The 19,986-nt window shown below is 70.8% G+C and carries 14 protein-coding genes; 4 read left to right on the top strand and 10 right to left on the bottom strand.

Features of this window, described 5'->3' with window-relative positions:
- Nucleotides 1-362 precede the first annotated feature (362 nt).
- Together ACTMO_RS0118470 and ACTMO_RS0118465 are read right to left on the bottom strand one after the other, a co-directional pair.
- Nucleotides 363-728 carry a glutaredoxin family protein gene (locus tag ACTMO_RS0118470; protein WP_019856163.1) on the bottom strand — a complete coding sequence of 122 codons (366 nt, stop codon included), beginning with the start codon at nucleotides 726-728 and terminating at the stop codon, nucleotides 363-365.
- Between the two features lie 93 nt (nucleotides 729-821).
- A complete protein-coding gene (locus tag ACTMO_RS0118465) occupies nucleotides 822-2,981 on the bottom strand; it encodes an MMPL family transporter (RefSeq protein WP_019856162.1) in 2,160 nt (719 codons plus the stop codon).
- A gap of 122 nt (nucleotides 2,982-3,103) precedes the next feature.
- Here ACTMO_RS0118465 and ACTMO_RS0118460 point away from each other — a divergent pair, with 122 nt between their 5' ends.
- A complete protein-coding gene (locus ACTMO_RS0118460; protein WP_019856161.1) occupies nucleotides 3,104-3,850 on the top strand; it encodes a TetR/AcrR family transcriptional regulator in 747 nt (248 codons plus the stop codon).
- A gap of 60 nt (nucleotides 3,851-3,910) precedes the next feature.
- Here ACTMO_RS0118460 and ACTMO_RS0118455 read toward each other — a convergent pair whose 3' ends face one another.
- The 6 genes from ACTMO_RS0118455 to ACTMO_RS0118430 all read right to left on the bottom strand — a co-directional run bounded on the left by ACTMO_RS0118455 (nucleotide 3,911) and on the right by ACTMO_RS0118430 (nucleotide 13,484).
- Nucleotides 3,911-4,735: an ESX secretion-associated protein EspG gene (locus ACTMO_RS0118455; protein WP_019856160.1), complete on the bottom strand. Its 825-nt coding sequence runs from the start codon at nucleotides 4,733-4,735 to the stop codon at nucleotides 3,911-3,913.
- Between the two features lie 84 nt (nucleotides 4,736-4,819).
- A complete protein-coding gene (locus ACTMO_RS0118450; protein WP_245556244.1) occupies nucleotides 4,820-6,106 on the bottom strand; it encodes a hypothetical protein in 1,287 nt (428 codons plus the stop codon).
- A 75-nt stretch (nucleotides 6,107-6,181) separates the two neighbouring features.
- Nucleotides 6,182-6,805 (bottom strand): DUF3558 domain-containing protein, encoded by a 624-nt coding sequence (locus ACTMO_RS21480; protein ID WP_157062952.1) that lies wholly within the window; start codon nucleotides 6,803-6,805, stop codon nucleotides 6,182-6,184.
- A gap of 696 nt (nucleotides 6,806-7,501) precedes the next feature.
- On the bottom strand, nucleotides 7,502-9,463 hold the full coding sequence (locus ACTMO_RS0118440) for an acyl-CoA dehydrogenase family protein (protein WP_026449386.1): 1,962 nt from the start codon (nucleotides 9,461-9,463) through the stop codon (nucleotides 7,502-7,504).
- A 315-nt stretch (nucleotides 9,464-9,778) separates the two neighbouring features.
- Nucleotides 9,779-10,276 carry a calcium-binding protein gene (locus ACTMO_RS22075; RefSeq protein WP_169509085.1) on the bottom strand — a complete coding sequence of 166 codons (498 nt, stop codon included), beginning with the start codon at nucleotides 10,274-10,276 and terminating at the stop codon, nucleotides 9,779-9,781.
- A gap of 292 nt (nucleotides 10,277-10,568) precedes the next feature.
- Complete coding sequence (locus ACTMO_RS0118430; protein ID WP_019856155.1) at nucleotides 10,569-13,484, bottom strand: leucine--tRNA ligase; 2,916 nt, start codon at nucleotides 13,482-13,484, stop codon at nucleotides 10,569-10,571.
- Between the two features lie 367 nt (nucleotides 13,485-13,851).
- Between ACTMO_RS0118430 and ACTMO_RS0118425 the strand changes: the two genes are divergently transcribed.
- Nucleotides 13,852-14,379 (top strand): SdpI family protein, encoded by a 528-nt coding sequence (locus ACTMO_RS0118425; protein ID WP_019856154.1) that lies wholly within the window; start codon nucleotides 13,852-13,854, stop codon nucleotides 14,377-14,379.
- A gap of 34 nt (nucleotides 14,380-14,413) precedes the next feature.
- Here the strand turns inward: ACTMO_RS0118425 and ACTMO_RS0118420 are convergent, their stop codons facing one another.
- On the bottom strand, nucleotides 14,414-14,986 hold the full coding sequence (locus ACTMO_RS0118420; protein ID WP_019856153.1) for a YqgE/AlgH family protein: 573 nt from the start codon (nucleotides 14,984-14,986) through the stop codon (nucleotides 14,414-14,416).
- Between the two features lie 102 nt (nucleotides 14,987-15,088).
- A complete protein-coding gene (locus ACTMO_RS0118415; RefSeq protein ID WP_342670146.1) occupies nucleotides 15,089-16,528 on the bottom strand; it encodes a CCA tRNA nucleotidyltransferase in 1,440 nt (479 codons plus the stop codon).
- Between the two features lie 325 nt (nucleotides 16,529-16,853).
- Here ACTMO_RS0118415 and ACTMO_RS0118410 point away from each other — a divergent pair, with 325 nt between their 5' ends.
- Nucleotides 16,854-17,387 (top strand): NUDIX domain-containing protein, encoded by a 534-nt coding sequence (locus ACTMO_RS0118410; protein ID WP_026449385.1) that lies wholly within the window; start codon nucleotides 16,854-16,856, stop codon nucleotides 17,385-17,387.
- On the top strand, nucleotides 17,384-19,816 hold the full coding sequence (locus ACTMO_RS0118405) for a DUF6049 family protein (protein ID WP_019856150.1): 2,433 nt from the start codon (nucleotides 17,384-17,386) through the stop codon (nucleotides 19,814-19,816). The genes ACTMO_RS0118410 and ACTMO_RS0118405 overlap by 4 nt, the downstream gene beginning before the upstream one ends.
- The last annotated feature ends 170 nt before the right edge of the window (nucleotides 19,817-19,986 follow it).

Genomic DNA, 19,986 nt, shown 5'->3' with positions numbered 1-19,986 from the left:
CCGCGGACGCGTCGTGGAGGAACACGGGGACGCGCCCTGTTATCCCGCCACGCCCCCACGGGCGGGCCCGGGAGGAGACACCCCTCCCAGCCGTTCGGAGCAGGGTGACCCACACCACTCCACGAGACGTGCTGGGCCACGATGTCGGGGTCATTACACCCCCATTCGGGGGTCATTCGGCCCGGAACCGCATCGTTTTCGGCCGCCCAGGCGTCAGACTGGAGTGGTTGCTGTTCGTCGGTATCGCGCCACCGACGAGCACAACCGCTGGGGTCGGCCGTAAAGCCCCCCGTGCGGTCGGCCCCGGCCCAACCACGCGACGCGCGAACCCCGCTGAGCGGCTCCGTGCCGCTCAGCGGAGATCAGCGCTTCCTACCCCGCAACCCGAGCGCTTTCAACGTCCCGTCCACCAACCCCGGTTCGGACTCGGGCAACGCCTCGGGAGCGTGCTCGGCGGCGGCAGCGCGCACCTCGGCCGCGGACGGATTGACCCCCGACCAGGGACCGACGACCACGGTGGGAACCGTCTCGTTGCCGTCCGCCAGGGAACGCACGGTCGCGGCAGCCCGCTCGTCCCGCCAGATGTCTATCTCGGTGTACTCGACACCGTACCTGCGCAGCCCGGAACGCAACCTGGTGCAGAACGGGCACCCCGGACGGGCGTAGACGACCACACCCGCCCCGTCCGCCGTTCCGGAGCCCTCGGAGCGCTCGTCGTGCTCGGTCATGAACCACCTCCGTGGACGGATCCCCTCACGATGACGCACCCGGTCACGGCGACGCCCTCCGGGTCCCCTCCGGCCGGGGAGGGTCTCCCGCCCTCAGCGTGTGGACTCCGGCTCGGACCGTCGGGAACCATCGACCCCACGCTCGACGGAGGCCCCACGCCGCGCACGCCGTCCCCTGCCCGGCGACCACCACGAGACGTCGCCGAGCAGCCGCAGCAGCGCGGGCACCAGCACCATCCGCACCACGGTGGCGTCCAGCACCAACGCCACGATCATGCCCACGCCGATGAACCGCATCATCGTCACCCCGGAGAACGCGAAGGCCCCGGTCACCACGATGAGCAGCAGCGCGGCGGCGGTGATCATCCTGCCGGTGCGGGCCACTCCGGTGCGCACCGCCTCCGGGGTGCTCCGCCCCTCGGCACGGGCCTCGACCATCCGGGACAGCAGGAACACCTCGTAGTCGGTAGACAGCCCGAACACCACCGAGGCCATCAGCACGACGACACCCACCGACATCGGCGCCGGGGTCACGTTGAGCGGCCCGGCCCCGTGACCGTCGACGAAGATCCAGGTGAGCACCCCGAACGTGGCGGACAGGCTCAGCGCGCTGAGCACCACGGCCTTGACCGGCAGCACCACCGAGCCGAACGCGAGGAACATGAGCACCAGGGTGGACCCGACCAGCAGAGCCGCCACCCACGGCAGGGTCTCGACCGTGTCCCGCAGACTGTCCAGGTTCAGCGCCGTGGTCCCTCCCACCAGCACCTCGCTGTCCGGCGGCGGATCGAGGGAACGGATCTCGTCGACCGCCTCGTTGGCGCGCTCCCCGAAGGGGGCTCCCTCCAGAGTGGCCTCCAGCACCACGACGCCCTCGGAGCCGCCGGCGGGGCGTACCCGGCCGATCCCGGGGACCTCGGCCACCTCCCGCGAGTAGTTCCGCACCTCCGGCGGACGCGGCGGCGTGTCCCCGCCGTCCACGACGACACGGACGTTGTCACCGCTCATGGCGGGGAACTCGGAACGGAGTTTCTCGATGCCCTGCCTGGCCGGGTCGTCCTTGGGCAGCACCCGCTCGTCCGGGGTGCCGAAGGTGGCCCCGAGGAAGGGGGCACCGAGCAACAGCAGCACGGCGATGATCGGGGCCGCCGTGAGCAGAGGCCGTCTCATCACCGCCGAGGCGAAGCGGGACCAGCCACGCCCGGGAACGTGCGCGGCGTCGTGTCCCCCACGGCGCCACGGCACGGCGAGCCCGTCCACCCGCCCGCCGAGCATCCCCAGGATCGCCGGCAGCACGGTCAGGGAGACCACGGCGGCCAGGGACACCGAGGACATCCCGCCGTAGGCGAGGGAACGCAGGAAGCTCTGCGGGAACAGCAGCAGGGTGCCCAGCGCCAGCACCAGCAGGGTGGCGGAGAAGGCCACGGTACGCCCGGCGGTGCCCACGGTGTGGCGCACCGCCGTGCCGGTGTCAGCCCCGGTGGCCAGTTCCTCGCGGAAACGTCCGACGACGAACAACCCGTAGTCGATGGCCAGGCCGAGGCCGAGCAGGCTGGCCACGTTGACGGCGAAGGTGTTGACGTCGGTGAGCAGCGAGATCAGGTGCAGCAGCCCGAACGAGCCGAACACCGCCATGCCGCCGACCAGCACGGGTAGGGCGGCGGCCACCACCCCGCCGAAGATGACCACCAGCAGCACCAGCACCACGGGCATGGACACCGCCTCGGCCATGGCCAGGTCGTGCTGGGACTGTCGGCTCATGGAGACCTGGACGGGCACGTTGCCGGCCACGTCCGTGTCGGCCCCGGCGACGTCGAGGTCGTCCCGGATTCGTTCGTAGGCCTCGATCCTGTCGTCCTCGTCCCCGGCGAGTTCGATGGTGGCCAGCCCGATGGTTCCGTCCTCGTTGACCAGGGCGGGATTCGGGGTCCGCCAGTAGGAGGTGACCCGCTCGACGGCGGAGTCGGGCAGCGCGGAGAGTCGCTCGCGGACGCGTTCGCCGAAGGCGGGGTCGTCCACGCTCCCGCCGGGTCCGACGTCGTAGAGCACCACCACGTCGCCGCCGGAGTCCAGGGCTCCGTCCGCGAGCTCCTGGGCCCGGGCGGCCTCGCTGTTCGGGGATTCGTACCCTCCCTGAGCGAAGCGGTCGAACACCCCGAGTCCCCAGATCCCGCCCGCCACGACGGCGAGCAGGACGGTCACCAGCACGGGCAGTCGATGTCGGTGCGCGAAGCTTCCCCAGGAACCGAACACACGGACCTCCGAGGACGTCGTGGGACCGTACAGTGGCCACGGCCACCGAACCTTGAGTTAACGGCGTTTACCTCGCCCACTGTAGCGATGATCGCCGTTGCGAGCACTCGATGGAGTGACACATGGACGGAGTCGCTCGACGGGAGTCGTCCCGGTCCACCACGGAACCGGACATCCGCAGACGGGCACGCAACCTGCTGGTCCGCGAGGGGCAGGAGGCGGTCACGCTGCGCGCCATCGCGCGCGAGATGGGCATCACCGCCCCGGCGCTGTACCGCTACTACTCCTCCCGGGAGGAACTGCTGTTCCGGCTGAGCGAGGACGTCTGCGTGGACCTGTCGGCGGAGCTGACCGCGAGTATGCGGGACGGCGCGACCCAGCTGGACAAGGTCTTCGCCGTGTGCCGGGGTTTCCGGCGCTGGGCACTGGAACACCCGCGCGAGTTCGCCCTGGTGTTCGCCACCCCCACCGGGGCGAAAGCGGGGGAGAAGACGGCGCCCACCGAGCGGGACGCCCCCGGACGCCCGGAACGACACGACGAGCTGGGCCGGGTCTTCTTGAGGGTGGCGGGCCCGCTGATGGCCGAGGGCGTGGCGGAGTCACCTCCCGCGAGCCTGCCGGACGAGCTGCGGGTCGGCCTGGCGGACAGCCAGCGCGACCTGGCGGAGTCCTTCGCGGCCGAGGGCATCGAGATCCCCCGGGAGGCGCTCAGCGCCGAGGCGGTGTACCTGCTGCTGCGCTGGTGGGCACGGCTCTACGGCCAGGTGGCGCTGGAGGTCTTCGGGCAGTTCCCCTTCGACGTCAGCGAGGCCGGGCGGCTGTTCGAGTCGATGCTGGTGGAACTGGCCACGGAGTCGGGACTGCGCTGACGGGTCCCTCGCCCGGACGAAGCGGGGCGCGCTCGACGACCGTGCACGCCGGGATCGCCGTCACCGTTGGAGCGAGGCACGGAGCTGGTTGGTCATCTCGTCGAGTTTGGCGGTGACCTTGCGTCCGTCGGCGGGGGCCAGGGTGAACCACTCGCGCCCGTCCCCACCGGTCCGGCGCTGGGTGAAGTAGGCGCCCTCGTCGGTGGTGAAGACCTGCAACCCGAACGGCAGGGTGTGGACACGGCGCACCCGGTTGTCGTAGAGGCGCAGGGTGATGAGCGCCTCCAGGTGACGTGTGCTGTTGAGCGCCCTGGCCAGCACACGGGCGTCCTCACCCCGCACTCCGGCGGAGTTCAGCGCGGTGAGTGTGCTGCCGCCGGGTTCGGCGGCCATGTGCTTGCCCGCCCGGTCCAGCAGCTCGGTGGGCAGGCTCGCCGAACCGCCGGGGGCGGCCCGCAGGTCGCCGAGCAGCTGGACGGTGTTGCCGGCCGGACCTCCGTACTCGTGGCTGCTGAGCACGATGTCCTCCAGCGTCTCGTGGTCCCGCCCGTCGGCCTGGTAGGCCCGCAGGGTGCTGCGGCCGTGTTCGACGAGCACCGCGTTGAAGTTCTCGCCGTCGTTGTCACGCACGGCCAGACCGAACGCCAGCGGAGGGTGGGACAGCAGGGTCCAGGCGTCCTCCAGGAAGGGGTGCACCTCGTCGGTGTCGATCATCCCCTGCTGCTGGAGTTCCCGCCTGCCCGCGTCGTGGGCCGCGCGGAGCTGCTGTTCGTCGGTCACCTCCCGCGGTGCTCCCACACGCAGCATGGGGTGCGGGTGGGTGTCGTAGCGCTCGCACAGGTAGGCCGCCGCGAGCGGGCCGATCGAGATCCGGTTGCGTGTCATCGTCACTTCGCTCGTTCCCTCGTCCGCGTGTGCCCGGGCGGCGAGCGTGGTGTCTCACGGGCGCTCGCCGGTGGATACCCGGGATCAGCTGTCCTGTTCGTAGGGGGTGGCTCCGATCACGGGCGGGGCGACGCGTTGCATGTCGTTGGTGAACACGTCCTCGGTCTCCGTCAGCCAGCTGGGACGTTCGTGCTCCTCGTCCTCACCGCCCTGCTGCTGACCTCCCGCGACAGGGGCGCCGCGCATCATGCCGCCACCACGGCCCGCCGCGGCTCCGGCACCACCGGAGGCGGAGGCGTTGCCGCCGCCCTGAGGGCCGAACGAGCCGACTCCGGCCCGCCCACCGGGGGCGAGTTCCCCGCCGCGCGGGCTGATGCCACCGGCACGTCCGCCCGCACCGGCTCCCACACCGGAGCCCGCACCACCGCGTGGTACGGCGGCCCCGCCGCGTGCTCCTCCTCCGGAGGCGCCGGACGCACCGGGCGGGCCGTGGGGCGCGGGGGCCCAGCGCCCGTTGTACGGGTTCTGCCGCTGCCAGGTGCCGTCGGGACCCTGACGGTAGAGCGTGCCGTCCGGTCCGCGCACCGTGCCCGGAGGATCGGACCAGGCCGAACCGGTTCCGGCCGGGGGCGGGGTGCTGCCCGAACCGGATCCGGAGGGGACGTGACCGCCCCCGCCGACGGTGCCCGCGCCGCCGCCTGCCGCCCCACTGCCGACCGCTGTGCCGCTCGGGGAGGGCGCCCACGCCGAGGCCGTTCCGGCCGGGGCCGCGCTTCCACCGAAGGAAGAGCCACCCATGACCTCGCCCGCGCTGGTCCCGTAGGAGGCACGGGTGGTACCGCTGCCGTCGGAGTCCTCGGGCCGCTCGAACCGGGGGACCCCGTGGGTGTTGCTCGCGGTCTGTGCGCTGTAGCGGGTGATCACCCGCTGCGCCTCGTCGTTGGTGGCCTGGAAGCGCTCCTGCTTCTCCTCGTAGTCACTGGTCCAACCGAAACCGGGAATGTCGGAGAGGCCGTGTTCCTCCGCCCAGTTCTTGTCCGGAGGGGTCATCTGCGTCGGACGCCCGTCCGGCAGCTTGCCGCCCTCCTGGGGCAGGGCGTAGAAAGTGTCGTGCTGGTGCTGGTTCTGCTCGGTCAGCCTGCGGTGTATCTCCTCGGCATTGTTGGCGGCGTTCTCCGCGACCGGCTTGATCTCGGCGATCGAGGCCCGCGCCGCCTCCCCGGCGCGGCCGGTGTGGGCACGCTCGGCGTCCTTCAACGCGGAGTCGATCTCACCGACCAGATCGCGGAACACACCCGCCGAGTTCGACACCTGCTCGGCCGCCTTCTTCGTGGCGGGAGGCAGACTCGTCGCGTCAGCAGAACCCGCCATGTTCGCGCGAAGTTGCAGGGCCTGACTTATGTAACACATCTTCGGAACAGAAGACACCGTTTCCCCCGTTTCCTCTCACTCGGCATCCGGCCAGGAGGACACCGACAACTCCAACGCCTGTTTCGACAGCTCACACGGGTCCACCGTGCCCACCTCGTCAGAAGGCAGGAAAGAGGTGGACTTCACCACCTGGTTCCGCTTCGACGCCAGGAAAACATCACAACTACCCCCGGTCATCGGATCATCCTGATTCGCCCGCACCGCCGGATAGCCAGCGATCCTCAACTTCTTGAAATCAACAAAATAATCCGGATTGTCATAGTACTGCTGAATGGAACGATCAGACAAAACAGTGAGGAAAATACTGGTAGAACCGCTGGCGCTTTCCCAGATACAGGTTTTCGGATCTTCGTCGGGCAGGGTCAGGTTCTCCTTTTTTTTCTCTCCCTGTGCTCGTACCCCCACCTTCTGGGCCGCCTCCGCGGTCAGCAGCTGGCACTCGTCCACCGCCATAGCGTCCTTCGGGTCGGCGATCTCCACCCCCGAGGGATCCGAGGAGGTCGACGACTCGGTGGTGGGCCCACCACTCGCCGACGGCGGCTCGGCCGGAGAACCCGCCGAACACGCCGCCAGCAGCACACTCACCACCACACCACCGGCCACCACACCACCACGCCGAAACCAACTCGCCATGCTCATGCCCACTCAGCTCCGCCTTCCCACACTCCGACTGCCCACGTCCGCGTTGTCCGCACCCACGTCCGCCCACTGCCCACACCGGTCACCGGGCGGAACCGAACACACGGGCCGCCCGGCAGCCCCGACGACCGGGGCCGCTCACCTCGCTGCTCAACCTCGGGAGATCTCACCCGATAGCGGCCGGTGTCGTCGACGAGGACGACGGGAACCCGACGTTGTTCCCCCACATTCATGGTCGCCGTGCAGTCGAACCGACTTCGAGCCACCGGTTGACCACGCGGGAGTCGGATGTGCCGCGTCGACGTCACCTCGGCTCACCGTCTCGGCCGGCGGACCGCGTACCCGTCCCAACGAGGCCTCCTCGCGGAGCTCGCCGCGGACACACGGCCCCTGTACACGGTTCACGGTCCAAAACCGGGTCATATCCTGCCCCGAACGCGCACGGGGTGTCAGCGGAATCGGACTCTCACCGCCGTGACGATCGACACTCCCGCCGAACTGGGCTTTCCGTCCGGACGAGCCAGGCGGAGCGCGCACGGTCTCACGAGGGGGAGTGCAGGATCCCGAACGTCTCCCTCGGCCCGGAACAACGCCGCAACCTCTCGACGAACTCCATCCAGGATGGTTTCCGGCTGCCTTCGGTGTCTGCCGTGCCCACACCGGGACACCGGCCGTCGCCCCTCGGCGAACCCACGTTCAGCCCAGCCCCGGCTGCTCGCCCGTGGCGATCGGCGCGGTCAGCCACTGGCGGGGCGTGCCGAAAGCCTCCACCAGCCGCACCGCGTGCGGACGCAGCCGCGCGCACAACGCGTTGACCGCCTGCACCACCGACTTGGCCCGCCCCGGGCTGAGTCGCTCGTGTTCCAGGAACCAGGCCCGGTCGCTCTCGATGTTGGACAGTACGTACAGGTCGCACAGCCGCTCCAACATCCCGGCCGTCTCCGGGTCCGTACACCGGTCGATCCCGGCGACGAAGGCCTCCAGCACCACGCGGTCGATGTGTGCCCGTGCCGCCCGCAGCACGTGGTCCTGGGCGTCGTTGAACACCTCGAAGGGGTCGGCCTCCCCGGACCCGGCGCGGCGCAGCCTGCGCGCCACCCCGTCCAGCACGTGCCGCTCCCGCTCCTCGAACATCCGCAGCTGCCAACCCCGGTCGAACAGCACGTCCTCCTCGTCGCGGTTGGGCGCGGCGTCCACCAGCCGCTGGACCAGCGACCGGGCCGCCGTCCGCTCGATCACCGTGCCCACGAACTGGTCGGCCACGTACCGCGCCATCCCCAGCGTGCCCAGCTCCTCGAAGCGGCCCCGGTAGTTCGTCAACAGCCCCTTGGCCACCAGTTGCAGCAGCACCGTGTTGTCCCCCTCGAAGGTGGTGAACACGTCGGTGTCCGCCTTCAACGTGGCCAGCTGGTTCTCCGCCAGGTATCCGGCCCCACCGCAGGCCTCCCGGCAGTCCTGGATCGTGCGGGTGGCGTGCCAGGTGGCCACCGCCTTGATCCCCGCCGCGCGGGACTCCAGCTCGCGCTGGGCCCGCCCGTCCTGGTCCCGCCCGGGATCGGTGTGCAGGTCGTGCAGCGTGGAGACCAGCTCCTCCTGGGCGAAGTGCAGGGCGTAGGAGGTGGCCAAGGCCGGAAGCAGTCTGCGCTGCTGCGCCAGGTAGTCCAGCACCGGTGTCTCCCGCCCGGTGCCGGGGTTCTCGAACTGGCGCCGCGCGTCGGAGTAGCGCAGCGCGATCTCCAGCGCCAGTTTGGTGGCCGAGCCCGCGGTGCCCGCCACCGAGACCCGCCCGGTGATCAACGTGCCGAGCATGGTGAAGAACCGCTTGTTCACCCCGTCGATCGGGCTGCTGTAGGTGCCGTCGGGGGAGACGTCCCCGTAGCGGTTCAGCAGCGCCTCGCGCGGCACCCGCACGTGGTCGAAGACGATCCGTCCGTTGTCCACCCCGTTCAGCCCGGCCTTGCGGCCACAGTCCGACAGGGTCACCCCGGGCCTCGGATTACCCGCCTCGTCCCGGATCGGCACCAGCAGCGCGTGCACCCCGTGTCCCTCGGGCGAGCCGTCCGCGCCCGGGGTGCGCAGCTGGGCGAACACCACCGCCAGCCGCCCGTGGTTGGCCGCGTTGCCGATGTAGTCCTTGCGGGCGGCCTCGTCGGGAGTGTGCACCACGAACTCGTCGGTTTCCGGATCGAAGTCGGCCGTGGTGGCCAGCCGCTGCACGTCCGAGCCGTGCCCCGTCTCGGTCATGGCGAAACAGCCCGGCAGCGACACGTCCATGACGGAGCCCAGATATCGCCGGTGGTGCCGTTCGGTGCCCAACGCGGTCAGCGCCCCGCCGAACAGCCCCCACTGCACCCCGGCCTTGACCATCAGCGAGAGGTTGCCCGCCAGCATCTCCATGGCCACCACGGAACCGCCGCGATCGCCGTGGCCCCCGTACTCGGTGGGGAACCCCAGGGCGGGGACCTCACTGCCGCCCAGCCGCCGCAGCTGCTCGAACACCCGTTCCCGGTGCCGCTCGGTGTCCAACCCGTCGCCGGGGGGCAAGGGCTCCGTCTCCAGGAAGCCACGGACCCGTTCACGGATCTCACCCCAGCGACCGTCCAGTGTCTCGCGCAGCTTCGTGGGATCGAACTCCGTGGGAAACCTCGGGATCCGCATACGCCCTCCAGCTCGTTCGGTTACCGCCCCGCCGGGTGCCCCGTGGCGGAGGCGCCGAACCAGTCTGGCGCTTCCGGGAACTCCGAGCGCGGTGGCCCCGAGCTTCCCGCCCGCACGGCAGTCGTGGCTGCCGGCGAGGGTGTCGGACCACTCACCGGCCGGGCCGTGTCCCCGTCCGGACGCGGCGCCTCGGTGCGCCGCAGCGGATCGAACCGGCCGGCGGTGGCCCTCCACACCGTCGACGAGTCGGGCCTGCCGCCGTCCGTGCTGTTCCGCGGAGGTTCCGGGACGGGGCGGCACGACGAAGTCTCGGCGTCAGCCCCTGCCGTCGTAGGGGATCTCGCAGTTCCTGACCTCGTCCTCGGGGTCGGCGTTGTACCGGTCGACACCGGGGCCACAGTCGATGACGTCGGCCTCGTCGTCGGAGCCGAGCTCGTCGGACATCACGATGTCGTCGCCGGGACCGGCGTAGAGGTAGTCCTCACCCGGCCCACCGTGGAGGAAGTCGTCTCCCTCCTCACCCCGGATGACGTCCATACCGGAGTTGCCGAAGAGGCTGTCGTCACCTCCCTTTCCGAAGATGACGTCGAAGCCACCGCGCCCCTTGATCACGTCCTGCCCGGGTGTGCCGTGCAGACCTTCCGGCTGGTCTGTGCCCTCCTGGTGGTTCTCCTCCTCCGAGGCCACGGGGATCGTGGACTCCTCCTGGGAGGAAGCGGCCGTGGCCAGGGGTGCCCCGACCACGAGAGCGGCGGCCACGAGGCCGCTACCGAGCAGGCCGGTCACTCCCGTTCTGGTGGCGCGAGTACGCACAGCGATCCACTCCTTTTCGGTGTGCGACGGCTCCCCGTCGAAGCCGGAGCCGTTCACACCTTCGGGTTCCGTGTGTCACCCCGGGTGACGCGACGGCCCCGACGGGGGTTGAGTGTCGCGTCAGGACCGTCGGAAACCACTGTGGACCACTCGCCCCGCGGCGAACGGAGGCCGGAACCAGCCGTCAGGCCGGAAGGGTTCGACGACCAGCCCGGACTCCGGGAGGACAGCCGAGAGGGGTGGCCCCGAGCCCCGTGCGACGGAACTCGAGAGCCCCACGGCGCCGGAAAGCTCAGCCGACCACGTTGACCAGTCGGTTGGGCACCACGATCACCTTGCGCGGCTCCGCACCGCCCAACAGCTCCTTGATCCTGCCGTCGGCCAGTGCCGCCGCGCGCAGCTCGTCCTGCTCGGCGGAGGCCGAGACGGTCATCTTCGAGCGCACCTTGCCGTTGAACTGGATGGGATACTCGATCGTGTCCTCGACCAGGTAGTTCTCGTCGGCCACCGGGAACGGCCCGTGCACCAGGCTCTGCTCGTGCCCCAGCCGGGACCACAGCTCCTCGGCCAGGTGCGGGGTCAGCGGAGCCACCAGCAGCACCATCGGTTCCATCACCGCACGCGGCGGTCCCACCGAACCGGAGTAGGCCTTGGTCACCCGGTTGTTCAGCTCGATGAGCTTGGCCACCGCGGTGTTGAACTGGAGACCGTCGTAGTCCTCACGCACCCCGGCTATGGTCTTGTGCAGCGCACGCAGCAGCTCCTCGTCCGGTTCCTCCTCGGTCACCCGGGCCTGGCCGGTGTTCTCGTCGACGACGTTGCGCCACAGCCGCTGGAGGAACCGGTGCGAGCCGATCACGTCCTTGGTCGACCAGGGACGGGAGGCGTCCAACGGGCCCATGGACATCTCGTACAGCCGCAGGGTGTCCACCCCGTAGGCGTCGGCCATCTCCTCCGGGGACACGGAGTTCTTCAGGCTCTTGCCCATCTTGCCGTACTCGCGGGTGACCTCCTCACCGGCGTAGAAGTACCTGCCGTCGTGTTCCTCCACCTCCTCGGCGGGAACGTAGACGCCGCGCGAGTCGGTGAAGGCGTAGGCCTGGATGTAGCCCTGGTTGTACAGTCGCCGGTAGGGCTCCTCGGCGGAGACGTGCCCCAGGTCGTAGAGCACCTTCTGCCAGAACCGCGCGTACAGCAGGTGCAGCACCGCGTGCTCCACCCCACCGACGTAGAGGTCCAACCCGCCCGGGTCGTTCGCGCCGTGGGTGTCGGGGCGCGGGCCCATCCAGTACCGCTCGTTGTCCGGGTCCACGAACCGCTCGTGGTTGTCCGGGTCGATGTAACGCAGCTGGTACCAGCACGACCCGGCCCACTGGGGCATCACGTTGGTGTCGCGGTGGTAGTGCCGGAGGCCGTCGCCGAGGTCCAGCTCCACCTCGGCCCACTGCTCGGCCTTGGACAGCGGGGGCTCGGGCCGACTGTCCGCGTCGTTGGGGTCGTAGGTGCGCGGCGAGTACTCGGCCACCTCGGGCAGCTCCACCGGAAGTTGGTCCTCCGGAAGCCCCAACGGGGTGCCGTCCTCGTCGTAGACCACGGGGAAGGGCTCCCCCCAGTAACGCTGCCGCGCGAACAGCCAGTCCCGCAGCTTGTACTGCACGCTGCCCCTGCCGTGACCGTTCTCCTCCAGCCAGGAGACGACCTTCTTCTTGGCCTCGTCCACGGTCAGCCCGTCCAGGCTCAGTCCCGTGTCGTCGGAGGAGGAGTTGATCGTGGTCCCGTCGCCGGTGTAGGCCCCGCCCTCGAAGTCCTCCGGCGGGCGCACCGTACGCACGATGGGCAGGCCGAACTCCTCGGCGAACTCCCAGTCACGCTCGTCCTGACCGGGAACCGCCATGATCGCCCCGGTTCCGTAGCTCAGCAGCACGTAGTCGGCCACGAAGACGGGCACCAGCTGCCCGTTGACCGGGTTGACCGCGTACAGCCCGGTGAACACACCGGTCTTGTCCTTGTTCTCCTGCCGTTCCAGTTCGGACTTCATCGAGGCGGTGTGCCGGTAGGCGGACACGGCCTCGGCGGGCCCGGCGTGACCGCCGGTCCAACGCGGGTCCGTGCCCTCCGGCCAGGCGGCGAAACCCTCCGGATCGGCGACGATCCCGTCGGCCAGCGGGTGTTCGGGGGCCAGCACCATGTAGGTGGCGCCGAACAGGGTGTCCGGGCGGGTGGTGAACACCTCGATCGTCTCGTCCCGGCCGACCACGGAAAAGCGGATCTCGGCGCCCTGGGAACGCCCGATCCAGTTGCGCTGCATCGTCTTGACCTTCTCCGGCCACTCCAGCCGGTCCAGGTCGTCGACGAGGCGGTCGGCGTAGGCGGTGATCCGCATCATCCACTGCTTGAGGTTGCGCCGGAACACCGGGAAGTTGCCGCGCTCGCTGAGCCCCTCCGAGGTGACCTCCTCGTTGGCGACGACCGTCCCCAGCCCGGGGCACCAGTTCACCGGGGCCTCCGAGAGGTAGGCCAGGCGGTAGGAGTCGAGGACGCGACGCTGCTGCTGGCGGCTCAGCTCGTTCCACGGGGTGCCGTCCGGGGTGGCGCGGGCACCGGAGGCGAACTCCTCCTCCAGCTCGCTGATCGGGCGGGCCCGACCGCGTCCCCCGTCGGCCTCGGTGTCGTACCAGGCGTGGAAGATCTGCAGGAAGATCCACTGTGTCCACTTGTAGAACTCGACGTCGGTGGTGGCCACCCGGCGTCGCTCGTCGTGGCCCAGCCCGAGACGCCGGATCTGGGTCAGGTAGCGCTCGATGTTGTTCTCGGTGGTGGTGCGCGGATGCGTGCCGGTCTGCATCGCGTACTGCTCGGCGGGCAGCCCGAAGGCGTCGAAGCCCATCGTGTGCAGCACGTTGCGCCCCAACATGCGGTGGTAGCGCGCGTAGACGTCGGTGCCGATGAACCCGAGCGGGTGGCCGACGTGCAGCCCGGCCCCCGAGGGGTAGGGGAACATGTCCTGCACGAACAGTTTCTCGGCGGCGGCGTGCTCCCCGCTCAGCGGCCCCACCGGGTTCGCGGCGTGGTAGCTGCCGAGTTCCTCCCAGCGTCGCTGCCAGTCCCGCTCGATCTCGCCCGCCAGCCGTGCGGTGTAGCGGAAGGGAGGGGTGTCGTCGGCGCCCGTGCCTTCCGTGCTCTGAGAGTTCCGTTCCGCGCCACTCATCGTGTGCGTTTCCTTCCCTAGTTCGTCGCCCGGACTCGCCTCCGCACTCTCCGACGACCGTCCGGTGTGCCGTCCCGAAAGCCAAAAACCCCCCATCCCGGTCCGGGCATGAGGGGTCGCCGCGCCGAGGAACCTGTCGTCTCAGCGCGGCACGGCAAGAAGTCGGGTGTCGGCCACGTCACCAGGATAACCGGTGGGTAGCACGCCCGGTGGTACCGGGATGACCGCGGCGGACCCGCCATCCTCCACAGATCCCGGACAGGGAGTCTCACCCGGCCGCCTCCAGGAGGCGAAGGACGGTATGCTCCGGGGCACCCGCTTGTCGCGCCGCGAGCAGCGGCGGAAGACGAGGTCGTAGTCTGGCGGGGTGGAGCTCGCATTCCTGATCACCCTGTGCGCGGTCCTGGTGCTGCTCGGAGCGGCCGCGGCGACCCTGGGCCTGCGGGGACTGCGCGGCACGCTGCCGCGCAACCGCTACGTCGGGGTGCGCACCCCGGCCGCGTTGCGCAGTGCGGACGGTTTCCGCCTCGCCAACCGTGTGGCCGCGCCCCCCGTCCTCGCCGGGGCGGCGGCGGCCGTGGTCGCCGGTTCGCTCGCGGCGACCCTGGGACCGGGCACGACGGGCTGGCTGGTCCTCGGTGTCGGAGCTCTCGGCGCGGTGGCGCTGATCCTGGCCGGGGGAGTTCTCGGGGCCCGGGCGGCCGAACTCCTGCCCGCGGACTCGGGGTGCTCGGTGTGCGCCGCCGGGGCGGGGGCGTCCACGGAGGGTTCCGCCACCACGGGTGGCGGCTGCGCCGCGGCCGGGATCTGTTCGGCGGCGGGAGGTTGCGCGGCCGCGCTCGGCACGCGGGACTCCGCCTCCTCGACCGGAACCACCTCCCCGTCGGGGCGGTGATCCTTCCCCGGCCCGGACGGCTCAGCGGGGCCCCTCAGTTCAGCTGGACATCACCGGGGTGGGTGGCCAGGAAGGCCAGCGGCGGCCCCTGCCGGCGCAGCACCCGTCCCCACAGGTCGGTGGCGGAGGCGGCGATCACGTCCTCGGGAAGGGCGGGGATCACGTGCCAGTCGCCCCGGTCGATCTCGCTCTCCAGCTGCTGCTTCCCCCACCCCGCGTAGCCGGCGAAGAACCGGAGCCCCCGGGTGCGCGCGGCCAGCTCCCCCGGGTCGCCGTCGAGGTCGATCAGCCCCACCGGTCCGTCCACCCCCACGATTCCCTCCGTGCTCTCGGGGTCCACGCCGGTGTGCAGCGTGGCGAGACAGATGGCGGTGCGCTGGTCCACCGGCCCGCCCACGAACAGGGAACGTGGTTCGCTGGAGAACTCCCCCCACTTGGGCAGCACGTCCGCCACCGGTATCTCGCTCGGTCGGTTGAGCACCACCCCGAGCGTGCCCTCCTCGTGGTGGTGGATGACGAACACCACGGTGCGGCGGAAGTTCTCGTCGTACAGGGTCGGCGCCGCCACGAGCAGCGTTCCCGGTTTCACGTCCGCGTCGGATCCCACACCCGCATGATCTCACCCGTTTCCGGCTTTCGGGACCGCCGTAACGTGACCGGGTGTCGTACCGGGGGACACACGCCCCACGGTCGTGTCCCCCGAAGGGGTTCACCCCTGCTCCTCCGGAGGTTCGACTCCCTGCTCGCGGGCCCAGCGGTACAGCTCGGCCACCGCCCGCTCGCGTCCCAGCGGCCCCTGGTCCAGCCGGAGCTCCCTGAGGTGCCGCCAGGCCTTGCCGACCAGCGGCCCCGGTTCGATGCCCAGCAGTCGGATGATCTCGTTGCCGTCCAGGTCCGGCCGCACCCTGGCCAGGTCCTCCTCCTCGGCGATGCGCTGGATGCGCGCTTCGAGATCGTCGTAGGAGCGTTGCAGGGCGCGCGCCTTGCGTCGGTTCCTGGTGGTGCAGTCGGCCCGCACGAGCTTGTGCAGCCGCTGCAACAGGTGGCCCGCGTCGTTGACGTAGCGCCGCACGGCCGAGTCGGTCCAGTTCCCCTCGCCGTAGCCGTGGAAGCGCAGGTGCAGGTAGACGAGGTCGGAGACGTCGGAGACGATCTCCTTGGAGTAACGCAGCGCCCGCAGCCGTTTGCGGGCCATCTTGGCGCCGACCACCTCGTGGTGGTGGAAACTGACTCCGCCGCCCGGTTCGAAGCGACGCGTGGCGGGCTTGCCGATGTCGTGCAGCAGGGCCGCCAGCCGCAGCGTCAGGTCGGGTTCCCCCTCGGGGTCGGCGGCCCGCTCCAGCTCCACGGCCTGGTCCAGCACCACCAGCGAGTGCAGGTACACGTCCTTGTGCTGGTGGTGCTCGTCGATCTCCAGCCTCATGGCGGGAAGCTCGGGCAGCACGTGGTCGGCCAGACCCGTGTCCACCAGCAGCTCCACCCCCTTGCGGGGGTACCGGCCGCACAGGAGCTTGGACAGCTCGGTCTGCACGCGTTCGGGGGTGATGCGTTCGATCTCGGCCGCCATCGAGCGCATCGCGGTGAGCACGCGCTGCGTGGGGTCGAAACCGAGTTGGGCGGCGAACCGGGCGGCGCGCATCATCCGCAGCGGGTCGTCGGCGAAGGACTCCTCGGGCGGGGCCGGGGTGTCCAGCCACTGCCGGATCACGTCCCGCAGACCGCCGTGGGGGTCGACGAACTCACGCCGGGAGAGCTCCACGGCCATCGCGTTGACGGTGAAGTCCCTGCGAAGCAGGTCCCCGTCGATCGAGTCGCCGAAGACCACCTCGGGGTTGCGGCTGGAGCGGTCGTAGGTGTCGGCGCGGAAGGTGGTGATCTCGACCGTGGTGCCCTTGCGGTAGGCGCCGACGGTTCCGAACTCGATGCCGGTGTCCCAGACGGTCTCGGCCCAGCCGTCGAGCAGCTCCAGCACCCGCTCCGGTCGTGCCTCGGTGGTGAAGTCCAGGTCCGCGCCGACCTGGCCCAGCAGCGCGTCCCGCACGCTGCCGCCCACTATGTAGAGCGAGAATCCCGCGGCGGCGAACAGCCGCGCCAGCTCCTCCACCACCGGTGCCCGGCGCAGCAGTTCCTCGACAGCGTTGCGCTGCACCGTGCGCGCGGCTTCGGCGTCGGAGACCGTCGCCCGCGCGGGGGGCTCGGAGGGGCCGTAGTCGGACTCGGCGGGGTCGAACACGGATGGGGCCACGGTGAACCAGGGTATCGACCGTCTCTCCCGCGCCGGTGACCGTCACCGTTGTGCCGCCATCCCGCCGAGCGCGACCACCCGTGAACACGTTCCGCGACGATGCCAGGATCGGCGGTGGCCGGTCCGCTCCACGAGCCGGGCGGGGAACGGGGTGGTCGTGCGACACGGCGGACGACGGTGCGTCGTCGACAACGACGGTGGACCGCCGAATCGCATTACCATCGGTCGTATGCCTCCCTCGCCCGGTGGTTCCGGCGGATCCAGACCGAAGCGTCGGAGCCCGCGCCGGCGACGCAGGTTGCGGACGGTGGACGAGACGTCGGCGGGCGGGCTGGTGGTCGACGCGTCGAAACGACACGCCGCCGTGATCGGGAGGTTGGACCGTCAACGACGACTGCTGTGGTCGCTGCCGAAGGGGCACATCGAACCGGGGGAGACCCCCGAGGAGACCGCCGCCCGCGAGGTGGCCGAGGAGACCGGCATCATCGGACGGGTAATTCGCCCGATCGGGACAATCGACTACTGGTTCGTGGCCGACAACAGGAAGGTGCACAAGACCGTGCACCACTTCCTGCTCGTGGCCGTGGGCGGCGAGCTTTCCGACGAGGACGTGGAGGTCACCGAGGTGGCATGGGTGCCGCTGGGTGAGCTGGACGGGGTTCTGGCCTATGCCGACGAGCGCAGGCTCGTGCGGCACGCGATCGCGTTGTTCGGGCGCGGTCCGGACGACCTGGAGTTCGGCAGCTGGACGGAGCACGGATGAGCCCCCGGCCGGGCAACGCGTTCCCCCGGATCCCCGCGCGCGTGCGCACACCGCTGAGAACCGCGCTGGTTCTCGTGGTGGGGGCGCTGCTGACGGTGCTCACCCCCGTCGTGCCCCAGGCGGGCGCGCAGTCGGACGGGCGGATCAGCATCGACGTGTCCTCGGTCACGCCCGAGGTGGTGCGTGAGGGCTCCGGGAAGACGCTCAGAATCAGCGGGGCGCTGTACAACACCGGCGGTCGGCCGGTCAGCGACCTGCAGATGCGGCTGGAGCGGGGCGAGCCGAGGGCCACGCGGGCCAGCCTGGTCACGGCGCTGCGCGCGAACGCCACGACCTCCACCCGCACCCACTTCACCACGGTAGCCCAGCGCATCGGACCCGGACAGCGGTCCCGGTTCGAGCTGCGTGTCGAGCTGACCGGCAACGGCCCGGACGGGCTGGGCCTCGACCGCCCCGGGGTGTATCCGCTGTTGCTGAACGTCAACGGGGACCTGGCCCCAGGGCGCAGGGCCCGCGTGGCCACCGAACACTTCATGCTGCCCGTGCTGTCCCTGCCGGGGCGCTCGGCCGCGCCGCCGGAGCGGAGCACGCGGATCACCACGCTGATCCCGCTGGTGGACCGCCCCCACCTGGCCCAGGAACAGCTGCCCGGCCGACCGACGATCCTCACCGACGACCGGCTGGCCACCACGCTGGCCCCCGGAGGACGCCTGTTCGAGCTGGTCCGCTCCCTCTCCGAGAAGGTTCCCGCCGACTCGGAGCTGGGCGAGGGGATCTGCCTGGTCATCGACCCCGACCTGATCGTCACGGCCCGGGCCATGGCGCGGGGGTACCAGGTGCGCGGCGAGGACGACGAACTCGTCGCCGGAGGCGGAGCGGAAGCGGCGAAACGCTGGCTGGACGAGCTGCGGAAGACCGTACGGGGACGCTGTGTGATCGCCCTCCCGTACAGCGACGCGGACGTGGTCGCCCTCGCCCGGGCGGGGTTGCCCGACCTGTTGCGGGGTGCACTGGACGGCGGCGCGCTGGTGGAGCGTGAACTCGGTGTCCGGGTGCGCGAGGACGTGCTCTGGCCCGCCGACGGCGCGCTCGACGGTGCCACGGCCTCCCACCTGGCCGACACCCCGGTGCGCACCGTGCTGATGCATCCCGAGTCGCTGGCGGCCCCCGCCGGCTCGTTGGAACCGGTGCGGGTGCGCACCGGTGACCGGAACTACACCCCGACGGCCCGGTTGGTCGACCCGCTGGTGGCCGACTCCCTGAACCCCGCCCGGGGACAGCAGGCGGGAGGCTCGACCGGACTCACTCCCGTGGGGGACGGGACACCGTCGGTGCTCAACGGTCTCTCCGCGCTGGCCTTCCGCAGCACCGTGGCCACCGTGGACGGCACCACGCTCGTCGTCCCGCCCCGGCGGTGGGACCTGGACGGCGACGAGGTGGACGGTTTCCTGGAGGGGCTGAAGGCGCTGGACGAGGCGGGCTTCGTGCGTCCCGTGCCGCTGCCCGAGGAGTCCGCGGCCGGCCGGGACGAGGGCGGTTCCCCCTCGGGAACCTCCGCCTCGGCGGCGGGCGACTCCGCGTCCCCTGTCGCGCTGACCTACCCACAGAGCGGCGCGCGGCGGGAGATCCCCCGTTCCGTGCTGGACGACCTCGCGGCCCAGAACTACAGGGTGGGCCAGTTGTTCGGTGCCTCCGAGCGGGAGCCCGCGCTGAACGTCGACCCGGCCAGCGTGACCACACCGCTGCGCAACGGGCTGCTGCACGGTGCCTCCAGCGCCTGGCGCGGCAACGAGCGGGCCGCGTCCCGGTGGGTGGAGATCGCGGCCCGCACGGTGGAGGGGGTGCTGAACGGGGTCCACATCGCCGACTTCGACTGGCAGATCACCCTGACCTCCTCGAACAGCAAGATCCCGATCACGGTACGCAACGACCTTCCGGTCAACGTGCGGTTCAGGCTGCACGTGGACACCCCGCCGGGCGTGCGGGTGGACGACCTCGGGGTGCTCAGGGTCCCCGCGAACGGAAGCAGACCGTTCCTGCCGGAGACCACGGTCGAGCGCTCGGGCAAGTTCACCGTCGACGTGACGCTGCGCACCGAGGGCGGCACCAAGCTCGGCCAGACCAGACGGATGCGGGTGGACTCGAACGCCTACGGCACCGTTCCACTGATCCTCACGGTCACGGGGGCCGCGCTGCTGGTGCTGCTGTCGGCGCGCCGTATCGTGCGCCGGTTCCGCGCCCGCGGCGACGGCGGAACCGCCCCCTCGACGCCGGAGGAGAGCGAGGCCACAGCGGAGCAGGCCAACCCGACCGCCCCCGAGGCGTCCCCCGGACGGGAGATTCCCGGAGAGGACGGCCCCCGGGCCGCCGACGAGGAGGCTCCTCCCGCCGGGGAACCGACCGCCGACGGTGATCCGCGGCGGGACTGAGAAGGTGACACGGCGGAACGTCCACGCACGGGCCCGCCTCTCCCGCACACGGCGGGCCCGGTGAGTCACCCCCTCGGCGGCCTGCCTCCGGACGCGAGCGACTCCACGGGTGCCGCTCGGCTAACCTGGCCGGGTCGCACACGCACGGGGGCGCACACCGAACGAAGGAT

The organism is Actinopolyspora mortivallis DSM 44261 (assembly GCF_000384035.1).
GTDB lineage: Bacteria > Actinomycetota > Actinomycetes > Mycobacteriales > Pseudonocardiaceae > Actinopolyspora > Actinopolyspora mortivallis.
This window is presented reverse-complemented; position numbering and strand designations above follow the sequence as displayed.